17 protein-coding genes and 2 pseudogenes are annotated in these 15,542 nt (G+C 64.9%); 15 read left to right on the plus strand and 4 right to left on the minus strand.

What is annotated here, in order from left to right; all coding sequences use genetic code 11:
• Positions 1 to 66: 66 nt before the first annotated feature.
• From EDD30_RS01590 to EDD30_RS01600, 3 genes and pseudogenes are all read left to right on the plus strand, one after another.
• Positions 67 to 924 (plus strand): hypothetical protein, encoded by an 858-nt coding sequence (locus tag EDD30_RS01590; RefSeq protein WP_071809394.1) that lies wholly within the window; start codon positions 67 to 69, stop codon positions 922 to 924.
• 15 nt (positions 925 to 939) lie between these two features.
• A pseudogene (locus EDD30_RS01595) lies at positions 940 to 1,239 on the plus strand (integrase); the annotation flags it as partial.
• 342 nt (positions 1,240 to 1,581) lie between these two features.
• Complete coding sequence (locus EDD30_RS01600; protein WP_071809401.1) at positions 1,582 to 2,481, plus strand: SRA domain-containing endonuclease; 900 nt, start codon at positions 1,582 to 1,584, stop codon at positions 2,479 to 2,481.
• Between the two features lie 466 nt (positions 2,482 to 2,947).
• Here the strand turns inward: EDD30_RS01600 and EDD30_RS41335 are convergent, their stop codons facing one another.
• Entirely contained in the window at positions 2,948 to 3,079 is a 132-nt protein-coding gene (locus tag EDD30_RS41335) for a hypothetical protein (protein WP_280526117.1), read from the minus strand.
• Positions 3,080 to 3,460: 381 nt separating this feature from the next.
• On the opposite strand from EDD30_RS41335, the gene EDD30_RS38105 reads away from it, so the two are divergent.
• Positions 3,461 to 4,753 (plus strand): hypothetical protein, encoded by a 1,293-nt coding sequence (locus EDD30_RS38105; protein WP_143163018.1) that lies wholly within the window; start codon positions 3,461 to 3,463, stop codon positions 4,751 to 4,753.
• Positions 4,754 to 5,767: 1,014 nt separating this feature from the next.
• Here EDD30_RS38105 and EDD30_RS01605 read toward each other — a convergent pair.
• Both EDD30_RS01605 and EDD30_RS41890 read right to left on the minus strand, forming a co-directional pair.
• Positions 5,768 to 6,775, minus strand: a complete 1,008-nt coding sequence (locus tag EDD30_RS01605; protein WP_244945065.1) for a hypothetical protein — start codon at positions 6,773 to 6,775, stop codon at positions 5,768 to 5,770.
• A 99-nt stretch (positions 6,776 to 6,874) separates the two neighbouring features.
• A pseudogene (locus tag EDD30_RS41890) lies at positions 6,875 to 7,048 on the minus strand (HNH endonuclease); the annotation flags it as partial.
• A gap of 346 nt (positions 7,049 to 7,394) precedes the next feature.
• Between EDD30_RS41890 and EDD30_RS38110 the strand changes: the two are divergent.
• The 4 genes from EDD30_RS38110 to EDD30_RS40210 all read left to right on the plus strand — a co-directional run bounded on the left by EDD30_RS38110 (position 7,395) and on the right by EDD30_RS40210 (position 10,034).
• A complete protein-coding gene (locus tag EDD30_RS38110) occupies positions 7,395 to 7,877 on the plus strand; it encodes a hypothetical protein (RefSeq protein ID WP_143163019.1) in 483 nt (160 codons plus the stop codon).
• Complete coding sequence (locus EDD30_RS38645; protein WP_170047685.1) at positions 7,862 to 8,035, plus strand: hypothetical protein; 174 nt, start codon at positions 7,862 to 7,864, stop codon at positions 8,033 to 8,035. Before EDD30_RS38110 ends, EDD30_RS38645 begins: the two co-directional genes overlap by 16 nt.
• Positions 8,036 to 8,173: 138 nt before the next feature.
• Positions 8,174 to 8,569: a sigma-70 family RNA polymerase sigma factor gene (locus tag EDD30_RS01610; protein WP_084557636.1), complete on the plus strand. Its 396-nt coding sequence runs from the start codon at positions 8,174 to 8,176 to the stop codon at positions 8,567 to 8,569.
• 610 nt (positions 8,570 to 9,179) lie between these two features.
• On the plus strand, positions 9,180 to 10,034 hold the full coding sequence (locus tag EDD30_RS40210) for an NUDIX domain-containing protein (RefSeq protein WP_244945066.1): 855 nt from the start codon (positions 9,180 to 9,182) through the stop codon (positions 10,032 to 10,034).
• Here EDD30_RS40210 and EDD30_RS01620 read toward each other — a convergent pair.
• Complete coding sequence (locus EDD30_RS01620; RefSeq protein ID WP_211278034.1) at positions 9,991 to 11,004, minus strand: NsdA family TPR-like regulatory protein; 1,014 nt, start codon at positions 11,002 to 11,004, stop codon at positions 9,991 to 9,993. The genes EDD30_RS40210 and EDD30_RS01620 overlap by 44 nt on opposite strands.
• A 934-nt stretch (positions 11,005 to 11,938) precedes the next feature.
• Here EDD30_RS01620 and EDD30_RS01625 point away from each other — a divergent pair.
• The 7 genes from EDD30_RS01625 to EDD30_RS01645 all read left to right on the plus strand — a co-directional run bounded on the left by EDD30_RS01625 (position 11,939) and on the right by EDD30_RS01645 (position 15,540).
• Complete coding sequence (locus EDD30_RS01625; RefSeq protein WP_071809398.1) at positions 11,939 to 12,181, plus strand: DUF6284 family protein; 243 nt, start codon at positions 11,939 to 11,941, stop codon at positions 12,179 to 12,181.
• Between the two features lie 23 nt (positions 12,182 to 12,204).
• The gene (locus EDD30_RS01630; protein ID WP_071809399.1) at positions 12,205 to 12,465 is read left to right on the plus strand and encodes a hypothetical protein; all 261 of its coding nucleotides are present in this window, start codon (positions 12,205 to 12,207) and stop codon (positions 12,463 to 12,465) included.
• A complete protein-coding gene (locus EDD30_RS01635; RefSeq protein WP_071809400.1) occupies positions 12,462 to 12,791 on the plus strand; it encodes a hypothetical protein in 330 nt (109 codons plus the stop codon). Before EDD30_RS01630 ends, EDD30_RS01635 begins: the two co-directional genes overlap by 4 nt.
• Entirely contained in the window at positions 12,788 to 14,539 is a 1,752-nt protein-coding gene (locus tag EDD30_RS01640) for a DUF2637 domain-containing protein (protein WP_123678015.1), read from the plus strand. The genes EDD30_RS01635 and EDD30_RS01640 overlap by 4 nt, the downstream gene beginning before the upstream one ends.
• Before the next feature lie 84 nt (positions 14,540 to 14,623).
• Positions 14,624 to 14,794 carry a hypothetical protein gene (locus EDD30_RS38650; RefSeq protein ID WP_170047697.1) on the plus strand — a complete coding sequence of 57 codons (171 nt, stop codon included), beginning with the start codon at positions 14,624 to 14,626 and terminating at the stop codon, positions 14,792 to 14,794.
• A complete protein-coding gene (locus EDD30_RS38655; RefSeq protein WP_170047696.1) occupies positions 14,794 to 14,952 on the plus strand; it encodes a hypothetical protein in 159 nt (52 codons plus the stop codon). The genes EDD30_RS38650 and EDD30_RS38655 overlap by 1 nt, the downstream gene beginning before the upstream one ends.
• Before the next feature lie 93 nt (positions 14,953 to 15,045).
• Complete coding sequence (locus EDD30_RS01645) at positions 15,046 to 15,540, plus strand: single-stranded DNA-binding protein (protein ID WP_071809568.1); 495 nt, start codon at positions 15,046 to 15,048, stop codon at positions 15,538 to 15,540.
• Positions 15,541 to 15,542 lie beyond the last annotated feature (2 nt).

Genomic DNA, 15,542 nt, shown 5'->3' on the forward strand with positions numbered 1-15,542 from the left:
GCCAGCGTGCCGTCTTGATGTCGACAGAACAAGGTGCCCTCGCACCGGCATGGGAGGACGATGACGATGGCTCAACGACAGACGACCACAGCCGCCCTGGCGATCACGGCGACGCTGGTCACGTTGTGGGGCGCCACGCCCGCGGCGGCGGCGTTGCCGTCCCCGCCCGCGCAGGGGGTCAAGATGGTCGGCGCCACGTACGGGCATGCGTACGTGGTGAACGACGTGGCGGTACATCCGGCGCGGCAATGGTACGCGGCCGGACCGGGCTCCAACGACTCCACCGGGTACATCGACTACGTCATACGCACCGACATCGGGCGATACACCGTGTGGCTTCCAGGTCTCCATTCCAGCGGCGTCGCGGTGATCACCGAGGTGAACGGCGCCGGGCACGGCGCTTATTGCGGCGTTACCGACGTTGTGGCGATCATGGACCGGGACGTTCCTGGTACGGATATCGAGGTCGCCTGCTTCAGCGCCGGTTCCCTCACCGTGAGCGTCTCTCCCACCCCCGGCGGGACACCGGCGGGCGTCGCCGTGAACGCTACCTTTGCGCTGACTTACACCTACCTCGCGCTGACGGCCCCGGGCCGGCCGCCGCGGTCCGAGGAGCCGAGCGCCTACCTTCGGGCCACCCGGCCGACTGTGTCCTTCTATCAGCCGGACCTCGCGTACCAGTACAACTCCACCGGTGATCACAACACGGTGGAGCGTGTCGGCACCGGCGAGTACCTCGTCCGCCTGCCGACCCTCGACACGCTGGCCGGCGACGCGATGGTGAGCGGTTACGGCCCCGGAAACCACCGATGCGCGGTCCGGGATCAGGTCAGGTCGGGCGCGATGTGGCTTGTCGTGGTCGCCTGCCGCACCGCAGAAGGGATCCCCGCCGACGTACCGTTCGTCCTTCTGCGAGGAGCCTGACGGTCGCTTCAAGACCCAATGCCGTCAAATACACGGGGCCGAGTTCGTGCCGATGCCACCGACCGTGCGCGGCGTCGCGCCCGTGTGGAGACGCTCACGGAAGCACAGCAGCGTTCTCCCCTCGCAGCACGCCGTACGACCTACGCCACGCGGCCGTGTCGCTGTGGGGCTGAACGCCGGGGTACCGGCGACCCAGGTCGCCGAGCGGGCCACAGCGTCAATGTGCTGCTTCGGGTCTACGCCAAGTGCATCGACGGCCAGGAGGAAGCCGCGCGGCGCAGGATCGAGCGGGCACTCGACGAGCGAGACGAGGCAGCCGAAGCCTGACCATCGCCAGACGTTGCCGCGGATCTGCCGCGAGCAGTGGGCCGTGATGGTCCTGAGCGCGACTCGGTGGTACCGGGCGGAGGACGACTCGCGCACCCTGATCTGAGCGCTTTCAGCAGCTCAGGCGGGGTGCGGGCTGCTTGGCGGAGGCGGACGGGAATCGAACCCGCCTGACCCGGATACCGCGTCACACCGGTGTTGAAGGCCGGGGCCGCTCCCCCACCGTAGCTGCGCAAACGCTATCAGCCGCCAGCTCGTTGCCACGCATTTGCCGCGGATGGTCAGCGCGGGGCCACCAAGAGTGTCGGACGCGTGCCGTACGGTCCCGACATGGCATGGGATCTTAGCCCTGGCGACGAGCTGTCGCGTCGCGAGGTTCACGAGCTCGTAGGCGGCGGCTCGCGTCAAAACGGCATGACTCGAGTTCGTTACAGCGACAACCTGCTGCTCTTCTCGTCCTCCGCTGGCACCCGATACGGCTACAACTTCGACGACTGGAAGTCGGACGGCGCCTTCCACTACACCGGGGAGGGACAGCTCGAGGACCAGGTCTTCACTCGGGGCAATCTGCAGCTACGCGACCACGAGCAGCTCGGGCTCCGACCGCGGCTGTTCAGGGAGGCAGGCCGGTCTCGTGTGCGCTATGTCGGCGAGTTCCGCGTTGACACGGACCATCCTTGGTACCCAGAGGAGGCGTCGGACCGCCTGGGCGACTTGCGGAAGGTCATCGTCTTTCGGCTTCTACCGGTGAACGCCGAGGAACCGACAAGCTCGAATGTGGCACCAGCGGCCACGAAGCCATCGGTCCGGGATGTACCGATGGAGGCCTATCAAGCGGAGACGTTCCAGACGGAGCCACGGAGAGAGCCCACGATCGCAGAACGACGCGAGGCGGACCTTGTCCGCCGCTACACCGCGTGGCTCGAGGCGACCGGTTCAACGGTTACCCGCAAGGAAATCCGGCTCCCCCACCTTGGGCATGCTCTCTACACGGATCTCTATGACGGCGGCCGGTTCGAGCTCGTCGAGGCGAAGAGTACGGCCGCACGGCATCACGTCCGGCTGGCGCTGGGCCAGGTGCTGGACTACGCGCGGCATGTCGAACATCAGTCCCGCGCCGTCCTGCTGCCCTCCGACCCAGGGCCGGACCTGGTGGACCTGCTTCGCAGCGTCAACATCGCTTGCGTGTACGAAGCTACGGCCGGGACCTTCATTCGGATTGAGCCGTGACCGGTCCTATCAGGGTCCGGGTGGTACGTCGGGCTCCGCCCTACTGTCCCCTAAGGGACTCCTTGACCCCAGGCACTTTTGGATCTTGTGTAGCCAGGCACATTGGCCGTTTGAGCTACTCTTAAGCGTCCACCGCCGTCCACCGGTGTCCGGCGAAATCACTGGCGATTGTCACTCACTTAGTCACCCAGGGAGCCGGCAGCTGACAACTCAGGTGCCGAGGTGCTGCGTGAACGTCCCCGCCCTGCTTCGTCAATGGTTAGCGATCTTCGTCGCCTACTCTATCGAGGGTCCCGCGTCTTCCAGCACCGAACTCTTCCTTCGCCGCCCGCTCCATCTCCAGACGCTCCTAAGGTGAAAGCTCGGCGCGCCACCTGGTGAAGGCCTCAGTGGCTGAAGTCAGCTGCGCCGCATAGGCCGAGCTGGCACCGACAGTCCGCAAGCTGGTCCGCCCGGCCAGCAGCTCCTACGCCATCTCTTGCAGGTCTGGCCCGGCGGCCCCCTTGCCCAGCCGCTCAAGGCCTTCCTTGATCGCCTTGGCCACCTTCGGGTTACCGGCCATCCGGTTCAGTTCGTCATCGATCGGATCGCTGGTCATGACTCACGCTCCCGGCGCTGCATAAGGGGCTGCCGGCAGTGGTACGGCCGACAAGTCACCGCCCTGGCCAGCCACGGTCATTCCTCCGCCGAACGCCGCAAGGATGACAGTGCCGGCAGTGTTAATGATCGTCGATGCCTTATTGATCTTCCCCACGCCGTGGGCAACAGGCAACGGCCGAGCCCTCTATAGCCGCACGGTAGGTCAGGATCGGCCTACAGTGCGTTGTATGCAGCAAACAGCTGGTCATAACTCCCACCTACCAGCCCGATGGTGGCACTGACAGTGCGACGGAGCCCTCGGTCGTTGACTCGGTCCGTGCGCCTCTGGTGGCTCGGCAAACGCCGACCCCAGCCGTGGAAGGCTGTTCTTACTCCTGTCGTGGCTAGCATCCGACTGAGGTCGACTCGACTGGAGATCGGCCACCACAGAGTCTTCAACGTCGGCAGCGACCAGTTGCCGAGACTCCTCATCGCGCTTCGCGACGACGCGGTGGAGCATTCAGTGGGAGAGACTCGCTACAGGATGCCGGCTCAGCAGATAGCTGACCGCTTAGACCTTCTAGGCATTGGCCCAGCCGAGGCTGAGGCGGCATTTGACGCGAAACTGACGCAGTCCCTATCAGCCGGCGGCAAGGATCGGGAAGTCTCCGATCTAGATATTCTCTATCCCGATCCACTGTGGGAGGAGACAGAGAAGAGATGGCGGCACTTCGAAGATCACGCTCGGCAAGAGCTAATTCTACTCAATCTAGACCTGCCAAAATGGATCTCGCTGGTACGGGCTGCAGCCAAGCGTGAGGCACACCGCGGATTGATGGTAGGTATCGCCCCTGACCGCATCGAATGGCTTGTGGGACTGCTCCGCGATTTGGACTGCCTAATTGCATTCCGACTACTACTTCTCGCCTTCCCGCGAGAAGAGGTCACGCTTCGTATCCCCAATGACCTGCTTAGCCAACCCCTGACGAACGCGACCACAGCGGTTTCTGACTCCCTTCGAGCATTCCAGGCGGCAGGCTCTAAATACTCGCCAACTGTGGTGCTGACGGAAGGCTCTACCGACGTAGCGATCCTCCGCGCAGCCCTGCAAGTCCTCTATCCTCACATGAGCGATCTGATCAAGTTCATGGACTTTCGCTCGCCGGCTAAGCCTGAGGGTGGAGCGTCAGCACTGGTACGGATGGTGAAAGCGTTCTCTTCTGCCGGAGTCTCGAACCGGGTTGTAGCGCTCTTCGATAACGACACCGCAGCGGAACACGAGCTGCGGTCGCTGAACCAGAGGGACGTAGCAGATAACATCGCTATTCGGCGGTACCCCACCTTAGACCTGGGGAGGGAGTACCCCACTGTCGACCCTCCCGGCTCTCGCATGTCTGCTGGCGGCATGTTGCGCACAACGGACGTCAACGGTGTTGCTTGCAGCATCGAGATGTATGTGGGCCGAGACGTCCTGACAGGAGACGATGGGAACTTGCTTCCTGTAGAGCTGAAAGGCTTCGATGGCCGCCTTGGGCGTTACCAGGGCGAAGTGACGAACAAACGGGCCATCCAGCGGAACTTTCAGCGTAAAGCTGAGGCCGCCATAGCTCGGGGAGGCCCACTCCCAGACGAGGATTGGGCAGAACTCGACCGCATCATCAGGATCATCATTGACGCACACCACGGGCAGTGAATCAACCATTGGGACATCGCACCGATAGAATCCACTACGATGTCGATCGCCACTGCTAGGGCGATGGTCGGCAAGATCGCCGAGCCTAGGGCCTGCTAACTCTTCCCTGTCAAGGAACGATCATGGCGTACTCAGCTGTGGGCTTCCCCGCTATGAACTGCGGAGACGGTCCGCCGACGTCCGTGCTCGTCCGTCCTCGTAGCGTCGTGTTGTAACTCAGTTAGTCACCCAAGCGGCGCTGACTCGGGCGTAGGCCAGCGCATCACTGTTGAATCTTGTACGTGGCTTCGCCGATCTTCCTGAGGCTTGCATCAACCTCTCGCAACACCTCGAACCGGCCTTCCTTGCGGCCGGCCTCGAATGCGTCAGGGTTGCTTGGCGTCAGGATGGTGATCTCGCCTTGCTCTTGGAGTTCGGCCCAACTGAGGTACCCGTATGAGCTGCTGGTCCATACGTCTGTCGACTCTCGCGTCCAGATCTGTTGGTTCCGGTAGCCCCAGTCTGTAGCGACGACACAGTCAAAGTTCGGTTCTTCCGGCAGCTTCTTCGACAGGGGCCCATTCTCCCGGCTTGAGGACAGCAGTCAAGTGTCAGCGTCGAGCTTGACCTGATCTGAGCAGCAGAAGTATCGGCCACCGCCCGTCTCCCCAGTCCGGGCATCTTTACGGAAAGGCGCGTTGATCGCCTCCGTGGTGAAGCCTCCACCCCCAATATGTGGCGACTGGGGGCGGCTCGCCTGGGAGCGATGCGGTACCGCCTCGTCCTATGGGCGCGGCTGAGTATGACCAGCCCAGCACCGAACCGGTTCAGTCATATCCCGATCGGGTGGCTGAGCTGGTCGATCCCCCGGGCCCCCGAAGTATTACTCGTCGGGGACGTGCTACCGGTATCGAGGGGCAGAGCCTCGAAATCCCCGTGATCGGTTACGCCGACCGGTCGCGGAATCGAGGCAACTTTTGGAGCCGCCGCGTTTACTACAATTACGAAAGCCGTCGTCGGGCGAACTGTGCAAAGTTAGAACGCCCAAGGGTCATCTGAAATTTCCTCATAGTTTGCGATGTTGCTCGACCCATCCGGTGCATTGTCGACAAGCTGTCCCAAGTGCCTCTCGCAGTAGTCGACGTGACCAACACATCTTACTTGGCAATCCGCGCAGGCCTCGTACCAAACCTTATACTTAGCCTTCGTGGGGCATCGCCCACCATGGTCACCGGGACCATGGCACATACCGGTGGCCACGCGGCCTTCAAACTTCCATAGTCGGGCGGCTCTAGCCGCAGATACGAGAAGCATGTGCGGAGCAGCGTAAGGCGAGCCCGCCTCAGCCCCCTGTAGCCACTCAATCCGTTCAGCCTTCGGCAGCCGCATCAAGAACTCGGTTGCAAGCTGGGCGGCAACGTGCCACAACATGGAGGCAAGTCGCTCGGACTCTGAGCTGTCCCGACCCTCGGCATTCACTGCCTCCCCGTACCTAGCCCTTTCTTCACTGGGCAGGTTTTCGAGAAGGCCCGATATTGCATGTCGCACAAAGTGACGCTCGTACAATAGACCGTCAAGAGCCTGCGTCAAGACGGCCGTATTTTTGATGTTGTCGGCTGACTCCTCCGCTAGGTCGGTTGCTACCGCAGTGAACCGTTCAACCTCATCATCTTCAAAATACTGCAATAGTTCCTTCGCGAAATCTTCTGCGGGTTGCAGATCTCCAGCGTCGCCGTCATCGTCGGAAGAGATGAGGATGCCAGCCGTCGCTTCTTGAAGTTCCGTCACTTTATTCCACGCTATTCCACACATGTATCGGAAGATGGAATCCGGTGCAAGTTTCTCGGTTCTCATTGCCTTATCAAGGCATTCAAGGAGGATCGGCACCGGAAGTCCTGCCGCAGCGAAGTTATCGACGGAATTAACCCAACCGGTCGGCTTGGGAACCGGGACCCGGCCCTTACCCTCGCCCGATCCCCACTTGCTCCATGCCTCCTCGAAAGCGGACCTAACCGCCTGCCTTCTCTCCAGGTCAGCGAGCATCGCAGCAGCAGCTCTGCACTGCGCTCTACTCCACCGCAAAGCGTCATCAGTCACGCCATCAACTAAGTCTGCGCCGGGCGGGACAGAAGTCTTGCCGGCGTTGCAGTCGGAGCAGGCCGCGACAAGGTTGCTCGGTTCGTCACGACCACCCAGCGCCTCAGGCGTTACATGATCGATAGTTAAGACAATTTCTGGCGCGGTACGACCGCAGTACCGACAAGTATGGTTATCCCTTCGGAAGACCTCGAAGCGCAGACGCTTGCTGACCGCCACGGACTGCTCCCCTCAGGCGTATCTCATCATGAGCGCCTCCCCTTTAGACCGCAATCGTACTTTCAGGCGTACACGGGCCATAAAGGACACCCTTCAAGGCTTGTGGACGCTCCTAACGCTCATCCACGCCTGCGGATGTCCGGCCGTGGCCATGATCCGGCTCCGTTGCGGCTGCCGTGACCAGGATCCCGCTTTGCCGCCGCCCCCTCTGGGCATAGCGGTCCGGCACCAGCCCCGAGGAATCGTTCGGGTGGTGCCCGATGAATTATGCAGGTTGTGGCGTACAATCCTGTCCCGAAGTTCCGAGTCGTCCGCCATCCAAACATGATCACATAGGTGCCTATAGATGGAAGGCTCAACACCTCCTCCAGATCCGAACGTCACGGAAAACGGCACACCAAAAACCGAGAAGGAGCTATATAAGGAAAAGCTTGGCGATAAGCTCACGAGCTTTACCGTCTGGACACTAGGCTTGCCTGTAGTGCTTCTGGTGCTCGGCGGCCTCCTGCACGTCGAAGCCATCAAAGTTCAGAATCTTTACACACTCAACATAGGCATCCTGTTGTCCGGCTTCGGCGAAGCATTGACGCAAGGAAATAAGCATCATCGCCGGATGCACGCTTCGCTGGGCGCAAATGCTGGCGCAATGATATACTTGGTTCTTGCTTGGGCCCTATCCGCATCAGGGTCCAATGAGGTGCAGTTCTTCGAAAAATGGGGCAGCGCAATTGTTGCAACTGTCGTAACCGCAATTGCCACTATCGCAAACATCATGATCGGCGTAGGCAGAGACGCTGAAGCGGAGGTGGCGCGGTGGACCCGGAAGTGATTGCGACCGTCGTTGCAGGCGCGTCCGCCGCAGCCTCGACATTGATCTCGGCTTTATCTGCACGAAGGGCAGCCAAGGCCGCAAAGCTCGCTAAACGTGACTACTTAGATGTGTTGCTCAAGATGGTAAAAAAGGGTTCCACAACCAACGATGCCTGACTTGGGAAGTGGACGTTGTTGTCCGCTGCGCCCGGGTGTCGATCCTGTCTTGACGCCGGCCCACATGGTTGCCGAGTCGGTGCCGGGTGCGGCGGTGCGCGACCTGATGGGGCAGGCCATCGGCCTGCCCATTGACCAATCTGCCCGAGGGTCCGCAGAGGTTCCAAGGTCAAGGGCGGCCCGCAGGGCCCGTCGCTTGCGACGCCGCGCGCTTGGGCCCGCCGCGTTGCGGCGCGAGAGCTAGCGCGTCGAGTGGCGGAGCTGGACTACGAGATCTTGACGGACCAAGTCCCCGAACGTCCTGCGTTGTTGGCAAACAACGCCGATCTTTCCGAGCAAAGTAGACGAATTGTCGCTGCGATCCAGGAGTTGCCACCCAGGCAGCGGCAGATCATGGCTTGGACATACGACGGATATGCTCCGGCTGAGATCGCCGAAGAACTCGACATTACCCCCGAGGCAGTCAGGAGCAGTCTGCGCAAAGCCCGCCGATCATTGATCGAGCGGTTGACTCAGGGAAAGGGAAGCCGATGACTGACAAGCGTGAAGGGGATAACCGAGGGTTCACTCACCCTTGAGAGCGCGTTGTCCATCGTGAGCGAGGTCGGGCGAAACATAAACGAGTTCATGGCAGAGGGTTCCCGCTGTCCGTCGGCCTCACAGTGCGGCGGGGCAATGGAGAGAATTCAGCAATTGGAAAGTCTTGCTCCCAAAGCTATTCTACGGTTCTTGCAATGCCGCTAGGACGTTGCTCTAGGCTGCGATGAGCCTGGGTCAGGCCCTTCGGGATCCGGCCTAGGCAGGCCCAGCCATGGATAGGAGCTAACTTTGGCCGCCAACTGACGCATTGATTGCTGCTGTGCATGCGCTCGGAATGGACGTGTTTTGCCTGCTCGGTGACGAGCTGCTGATTGAGGCAGATGTATGACCCGATGAGGGCGTCGCGCTTAAAGTGACACTCATGTGGCACGCCGCCTCTACTGAAGCCCGTCGTCTTGGACCGACCGAGGCTTCCCGAAGTCAAGATCACTTGGCGTACGCCTTCCGGCGCCTTTGAGGTCAGGTGCCAACATGCCGACTGTCAAACGAAGCGAGCGGGCCGCTAGTCGGTCGAGTACCCTCCGCGATCGGAGAGGATGAGTGGGTGACTACGACATCGCGGCCGGACCCGGCAGCCGACTGGTGGACAACCAAGGACGTTGCGGCTTACCTCGGCATTGAGCCGGGGGCCGTCAGCAGCTATCGCAAGCGCGGGCAGATGCCCGCGCCGGATCAGACCATCGGTAGCCGTACCCACCTGTGGAAGCCGGCTCGGATCACCAGTTGGCAGGCCTCGCGGACGCGTGCCGGTGTCGGTGGTCGGCCTCGTGGCGAGGGACGACCGGTTTCGGCCGCCGACTTTCCGCCGATCAAGACGCCTGCGCCTGACGACGACAGTCGCTGGATCGTGCACGGCCGTCGGCCGCTGTACGAGAGCGAGTGGATCAATCTCTACAAGACCGATGTCGAGCTGCCTGACGGCCAGCGATTCGAGCACCACACGGTCTGGATGCCTACCGCCGCGATGACCGCCGTACTGAATGACGACCTCACGCATGTGCTGTTGATGTGGCGTCACCGCTTCGTGCCTGACCTGTGGAATTGGGAGCTCCCCGGAGGGCTGGTCGACGCCGGGGAAGAACCCGCGGTGACCGCTGCCCGCGAGGTCGAGGAAGAGACCGGCTACCGGCCGCGCAACGTGGAACACCTCGTGACATTCGAGCCCATGATCGGAATGGCGAACACGCCTCACCACGTGTTCATCGCGCGCGGTGCGGAACGAATCGGCGAGCCGACGGAGACCACGGAGATGCAGCGCATGGAGTGGGTGCCGCTCCCCCAGGTCCCGAGCATCATCGCTGAGGGACAAGTCAGCAACTCGGGGACGCTGGTCGCGCTGCTCCACGTCCTCGCGATCAGCGGCCCGAGTGCGCCGTACCGCTCTGGAGCAGCCGGTTGATCCGCCTGCGCTGACGTACCGACGAGGTTCGCGTGGCCAGCTCGTCGGCCATGCGGGCCTCGGCGCGTGCCTCGTGGTGCTGGCCCCGCACGGAATAGGCCAAGGCTAGATCGCACCGGAGACCCGCGGTGGCGCGAGTGAATGATGGATCAAGGCTCTTGACTGCTACAGAGAGATCATCGACGGCCTCGCTCATGCCAAGTCGAGCGAGGCAGTGCCCGCGCCAGCGAGCCAAGTGAACGTCGCTGAGGAAGAGGAACGGCAACGTCTCGTCAGGACCGCCCGAGGGTAGGAACTGAGCAGCACTGTCGAGCGCTACCCTGGCCGCGTCCGGTTCCCTCGCTGAGGCGAGCGCTTCCGCTTCGGCCGCCCAAAGCCACGATCGCAGCAGGGACGGCACTCGATCGGCAGCCTCCTGCCGGGCGTGCTGAATCAAGTTCACAGCTTCCGGAGCGCGATCGAGATCGAGCAGCGCGTACGCCTGCTGCGCGGTGACGTGCGCAATGATCGATGGCTCTTCGCTTTCCCGAGCGGCGCTCTTCGCCTTCTCATGCATGGCCCACGTCTTGCCTGGGTCGCCGAGGTCGAGTGCCTGCCAGCCGGCCAGCGCCGCTGCCTCAGCGACGGCGGCGGCCAGCGCGGTGCGAAGCGCGCCGGGTAGCGAGTACTCCAACAGGTCGGTCATCTGTGCCACGTGGGCCTCGGTTTGCTGCATCAGCCTGGAGGCCCCGAGCTGCCGGTCCTGTACGCGGAACGACGATGTCTGATCCTCGAACAGCTTGATGAGGCTGGCGTCGAGTGCGGCCGAGGAGGTCAGTCGTGCCGCCAGCTCGGCATTCAAGTCGATGCCTGTAGATTCGCTTACGGCCGCGGGTGTTTCGGTCGAGAACGGCACGCCGAACGTCTCGGTGAAGATCTCTGCGTACTCACTTCCGAGTGCGCGTCTTCCGCGTGCCCAGTCACGGATCATCTTCGCCAGGCTGTCGTCGCCAGGCAGTTCCGTGCGCCTCTTGTGACCGGTGGGCGCAGTAGCTGCCAAGCGGCGCGTCGCCGCTCGAAGCTCGTGCATGAGCCGAGCGCGGCTCACCCAACCGCGCTCCCTGCACAACTCATCAAGATCGGTTCCGTACATCACCGCGGCGGCTCCCACCCATCGGCGGATCACGATCCCTCTTCGGCCATCATGGCAGGCAGCCGCCCGGCGGACGAGTCCCCCGGAGTCCCCCGGAGTCCTCTGCCCGGCAGCCCTTCGGTCCGCCAAGCTGAACTCACAGCCAGCAACTGACGCCAACGGCGGCAGAATGGCCGGTTGCACAGTACTAACTTTGTTAGTACTGTGCCTCTACACGGTTCCTTTGAGGACCAGTTCGGGCCGCACGGCTGGGCTTGTTCATTGCTGAATTCCATAGAGGCAGCGTTGACCGGACCTGCACACCGAACGGTCAGGCGCTCTACCCAGTCCGTCGGGAGACGGCATGCGGGCGGCGCCAGCAGCACAGCGACAGGGCTACGCCGTAAGCGGTAGTTACCTCGCATTGAGCCGCATGGCGGCCGACCCCGGTAGGTCCCGGGTGAGCGAGGCGAGCGAGACCGGAAGCCGTCGCTGACATCTTGTGCCGCGCCGCGCGGCAGGCAGCGCCCAAACATGGGTGCGCCGCCGCGCGGCGCCCTTCTTCTTCGACTTTCCGATCGAGCCAGGAGGCCAGTGCCATGCCTGCTCTCGCTTCGATGCTCCGTGTTTCTGCACCTCAAGGCACGTGCTGGCGTGAATGTGACGGCTGTGGCGGCCTGGCGTCGCTGGCGCCGAACGAGACCCATTGCCTGGGGTGCCAGGACCGGCCGCGGCAGCGCGCGACGCGCCGCCGGCCGGTCCGGGCCGCCTAATCCGGAAGGACTTCCTACCCATGTCGATCGACTTCGAGACCGGCGAACCGTCGCCGGGTGAACTGGCCGCGATCGAGGCCGAGTGGCCGCAGATCGAGGCGGACTTGGCCGAGCTGGACGCCGAAATTCGTGAGATCTACGCCGCGGATCGCGGGGGCCCGACCGAGCTGGACTGGCGGCGTACGCGCCGCAGCGCCGCCCAGGTAACCCGCACGGCCACCCGCGCGACGCGGCCGGTGGCCGAGCTGCGGTCCGCGGCCTGACCCTTGGTGAGGAGAACCAATCCATGAACCTGTACGCGGAGAACGACGGCAGCTTTCCCGACGAGTCCGCCGTCGAGGTCCGGTACCCGCTCACCGACGAGCAGTGCAACGGTGACCGCGACACGTGGCCGTGGGTGCCGGGCTACATCCTCGGCCAGTGCGGCCCGAACGAGTGGGACGTCTGCGTGGACGGCGCCCGGCCGACCGGCGACGAGAACGGCGAGCCGCTGTACCCGTGCGTGTTTCGCGACGCTTCGGAAATCCGGACGGCGGTGGCGCGGTGACCGCCCTGGACATCACGATCAGCCTCGATCTAGACCGGCTTGCTCGTTACACCGATGAGCATTTGGCGATGTTGTGGCATGTGGCGCAGGCGAATCCGGCGCCGCACGGCGACTACCTCGCCGGGGAAGCGGTCTCCCGGATCGGCTTCGAGATCATCCGCCGCTGGCTGGCCAAGACCCCGGCAGTGCTCCACCACCACCAGCAGCGCGACCGGTACTGGGCGGCACTGTGCAAGCTCGCCAAGTATCAGCCGCCCGAGGGCGCCGACCCGCGGGACCCGGCCTGGCACAACGGCACGTGGGTTCCCCGTGAGGCGGCCCCATGAGCCTCTACCCGACGACCGGCACGCCGGGCCTAGCGGAGCTGGCCGCGTCGAACCGGCGGATTGCCCGGTCGCTGGCCGACGGCGAATTCGCCCGGATGCAGGCCGAACAGCGGCGCGCCGATCAGGATGCGGCGGCCGAGCGTCGGCTCCGTGAGGCGCAGGGCAAGCTACGGCTGTCCGCCGAGCGTGACAAGCTGAAGGCGAGCCGTGACGAGCGTCGGGCGGCCAAGCGCGAGGCCCGGCGTGCCCGCAAGCGCGAACGCCGGCAGGCTACTCACGCCCGGTGGACCGACCGGCGGGCCGCCGCGAGCGGGTACGTGCGCGCGAACGCTGCCGCGGTCTACTCCTCGACCATCTACGGGCTGGCGGTGTCCGGCGCCGTGTACGGGCAGATCGACGCGGCCCGGATCCACCATGTGTGGATGCCGGCCGCGGTCGTCGCCTCGATCGCGATTGAGGGCACCGGCCTGGCGATGGCGTTGACCGCGCAACAGCAGCGACTCGCCGGGGAACGCGCCGTCGCGGCGCGCGCATTGGTGGCGGTCGCGACGGCCGCCGCGGTCGCGATCAACTACCTCGGCCACCAGCCAGACATGGTCAAGGCCGTCGGGCTGTCGGCGCTGTCGGCGGTCGGGATCATCGTGTTCGAGATCCGCTCGGGCGCCAAGCACCGCAAGGCCCTGCGCGCCATGGGCATGATCGCCGAGCCCGGGGAGCGGTTCGGGATCCGCCGGTGGCTGGCGTTTCCGCGCGAGACGTTCGCCGCGTGGCAGCTCGACGTGCGGGACCGGCTGTCGCCCGGTGCCGCCGGCCTGATCGCTCGCGTCGAGCAGGCCACGGCCGCGCGGCGGCGCCGGATCGAGGCGGAGGCCGCCGCCCGGCACCGCCGGAAGCTGGCGGAAGAGGTCGCTAGGCTGGCCCGCCGCGCGGCCTGTAAGGCGGCGGGCAAGGGCGACGCCGGGGCGGCGCTCGCCGCGCTGGTCCGGCTGTCGCACACCGGCACCCCGGCGCCACTGCTGGCGTTGCCGTCACGGGCGCACCTCGACGCGCAGACGGCGCGGAGGCAAGCCGACGCGGCGCGCATGGCGCTCGGGCAAGCGGAAGCACGTGCTTCCGCTGCAACCGCCAGGGCGGAAACGGAAGCGGCATCGGCCGCCATTGAGCGGCAACGGGCGCAAGCAGAAGCACTTCACTGCGGCGACGCGCAACGCCGGGCGGACGCGGAAGCCGCCACGGCCCGGGCGGAGGTGGCCCGTCGGCAGGAAGCGGAAGCAGCCCTGACCGCGTTGCGCCACCGCGTCGAAACCGAGACCGTCCGGGCGGCGCAGTTGCGCGGGCAGACCGACACGATCGGCCGCGACGTCGAGCGGCTCAGCCAGCAGGTGATCCGCGAACAGCAAGACCGGACGCTGGCCGAGTCCCGAGCGTTGGTCGCGGAGCAGGCCGCCGCGGACCGCGGCCGTGAGCGCGACCGACTGACCAGCGCGCTGAGCAGTATGAACGAGCAGGTCACCGTGTTGCGCGAGCAACTAGCGGCGGCTCGAGCCGTGCCGCAGTTCGACGGCCGGCCTTTGCCGGCCGTCGCGCGCACCAGCCCCGAAACGGTCCTCAAAGTTCTGGCCGCCTACCGGGACAACCCGAGCGCCAGCCAGAAACACATCGCGTCGCTGGCCGGCACGACCGACCGCACGGTACGCGCGGTGCGCGCCGCCGCACCGGACTTCTTCACCCGCAGCAGAGCCGCGTAACCGCGCCCGGCGGCACAGTCCTGGCCCGCAAACCGTGCTGTGCCGCGTCTTCGACAGCCCTTTGAGACCACAGAGGTGCTCAGTATGTCCGCCACCACCGTTCCCGTCCGGCTGCTGGTGGAGACGACGTTCTCCGCCTGCGGCCACACCGCCCGCGTCCCGCAGACGACCGCCCCAGCACGCTGCCCGCACGGCTGCGACACCCTTGCCCTTGAGCACCGGCGGCCGGTGATCCGGCCGCGCTCACGCGGCTGATGCGCCGCCGACGCGTCGACCCGGCCACCGTCCGGTTGCTGGCCTCAGTCGACTCCGAGTCCCGGCCGTACACCGACCCGGACGCCCGCTACCCACGCGCGCAGGACTACCGCCGGCAGGTCGCCGAGGGCGCTGCCCGCCACGACACGGCCGCCTGAACCGTCCTCGGGTTCGCCCTCCTGATCCGCCCTTTCTGCAGGGCGCGGCCGCCCGGCGGCGCCCTGAATCCCACCCTCTGAAGGGAATCCGCTGTGTCTGGAGAGACCACCATCACGGTCGTCGGGAACCTCACCGATGACCCCGACCTGCGCTTCACCCCGTCCGGGACCGCGGTCGCCAACTTCCGCATCGCCTCGACCCCACGCCAGCTCGACCGCCAGTCCGGCGAGTGGCGCGATGGGGAGCCGCTGTTCCTGTCCTGCCACATCTGGCGCGACGCGGCGGAGAACGTCGCCGAGTCCCTGAAGAGGGGCGCTCGGGTCATCGTGACCGGCCGGCTGCGGCAACGCTCGTACGAGACCCGCGAGGGCGAGAAGCGCACCGTCATCGAGCTGGAAGCCGACGAGGTCGGCCCGTCGCTGCGCTACGCCCGCGCCAAGGTCATGAAGCTGACCCGCACCGGCGCCGCGCCGAGCGGCGCGATGGCGCCCGTCGTTGGTGGTGGATCCGCCGACGACCCGTTCTCTGTGCCCGCCACGGTCGGCGCCCTGGCCGGCACCGCGGCCGACGACAAGCCCCCGTTCTGATC

The organism is Couchioplanes caeruleus, assembly GCF_003751945.1.
GTDB lineage: Bacteria > Actinomycetota > Actinomycetes > Mycobacteriales > Micromonosporaceae > Actinoplanes > Actinoplanes caeruleus.

Coding starts and splice junctions, on each gene's coding strand:
- EDD30_RS01625 (WP_071809398.1), top strand. CDS start 11,939: ATGTCGATCGACTTCGAGACCGGCGAACCGTCGCCGGGTGAACTGGCC.
- EDD30_RS01590 (WP_071809394.1), top strand. CDS start 67: ATGGCTCAACGACAGACGACCACAGCCGCCCTGGCGATCACGGCGACG.
- EDD30_RS01640 (WP_123678015.1), top strand. CDS start 12,788: ATGAGCCTCTACCCGACGACCGGCACGCCGGGCCTAGCGGAGCTGGCC.
- EDD30_RS38650 (WP_170047697.1), top strand. CDS start 14,624: ATGTCCGCCACCACCGTTCCCGTCCGGCTGCTGGTGGAGACGACGTTC.
- EDD30_RS01630 (WP_071809399.1), top strand. CDS start 12,205: ATGAACCTGTACGCGGAGAACGACGGCAGCTTTCCCGACGAGTCCGCC.
- EDD30_RS41335 (WP_280526117.1), bottom strand. CDS start 3,079: ATGACCAGCGATCCGATCGATGACGAACTGAACCGGATGGCCGGTAAC.
- EDD30_RS38110 (WP_143163019.1), top strand. CDS start 7,395: ATGGAAGGCTCAACACCTCCTCCAGATCCGAACGTCACGGAAAACGGC.
- EDD30_RS01620 (WP_211278034.1), bottom strand. CDS start 11,004: ATGATCCGTGACTGGGCACGCGGAAGACGCGCACTCGGAAGTGAGTAC.
- EDD30_RS01600 (WP_071809401.1), top strand. CDS start 1,582: ATGGCATGGGATCTTAGCCCTGGCGACGAGCTGTCGCGTCGCGAGGTT.
- EDD30_RS38655 (WP_170047696.1), top strand. CDS start 14,794: ATGCGCCGCCGACGCGTCGACCCGGCCACCGTCCGGTTGCTGGCCTCA.
- EDD30_RS01605 (WP_244945065.1), bottom strand. CDS start 6,775: ATGCTCGCTGACCTGGAGAGAAGGCAGGCGGTTAGGTCCGCTTTCGAG.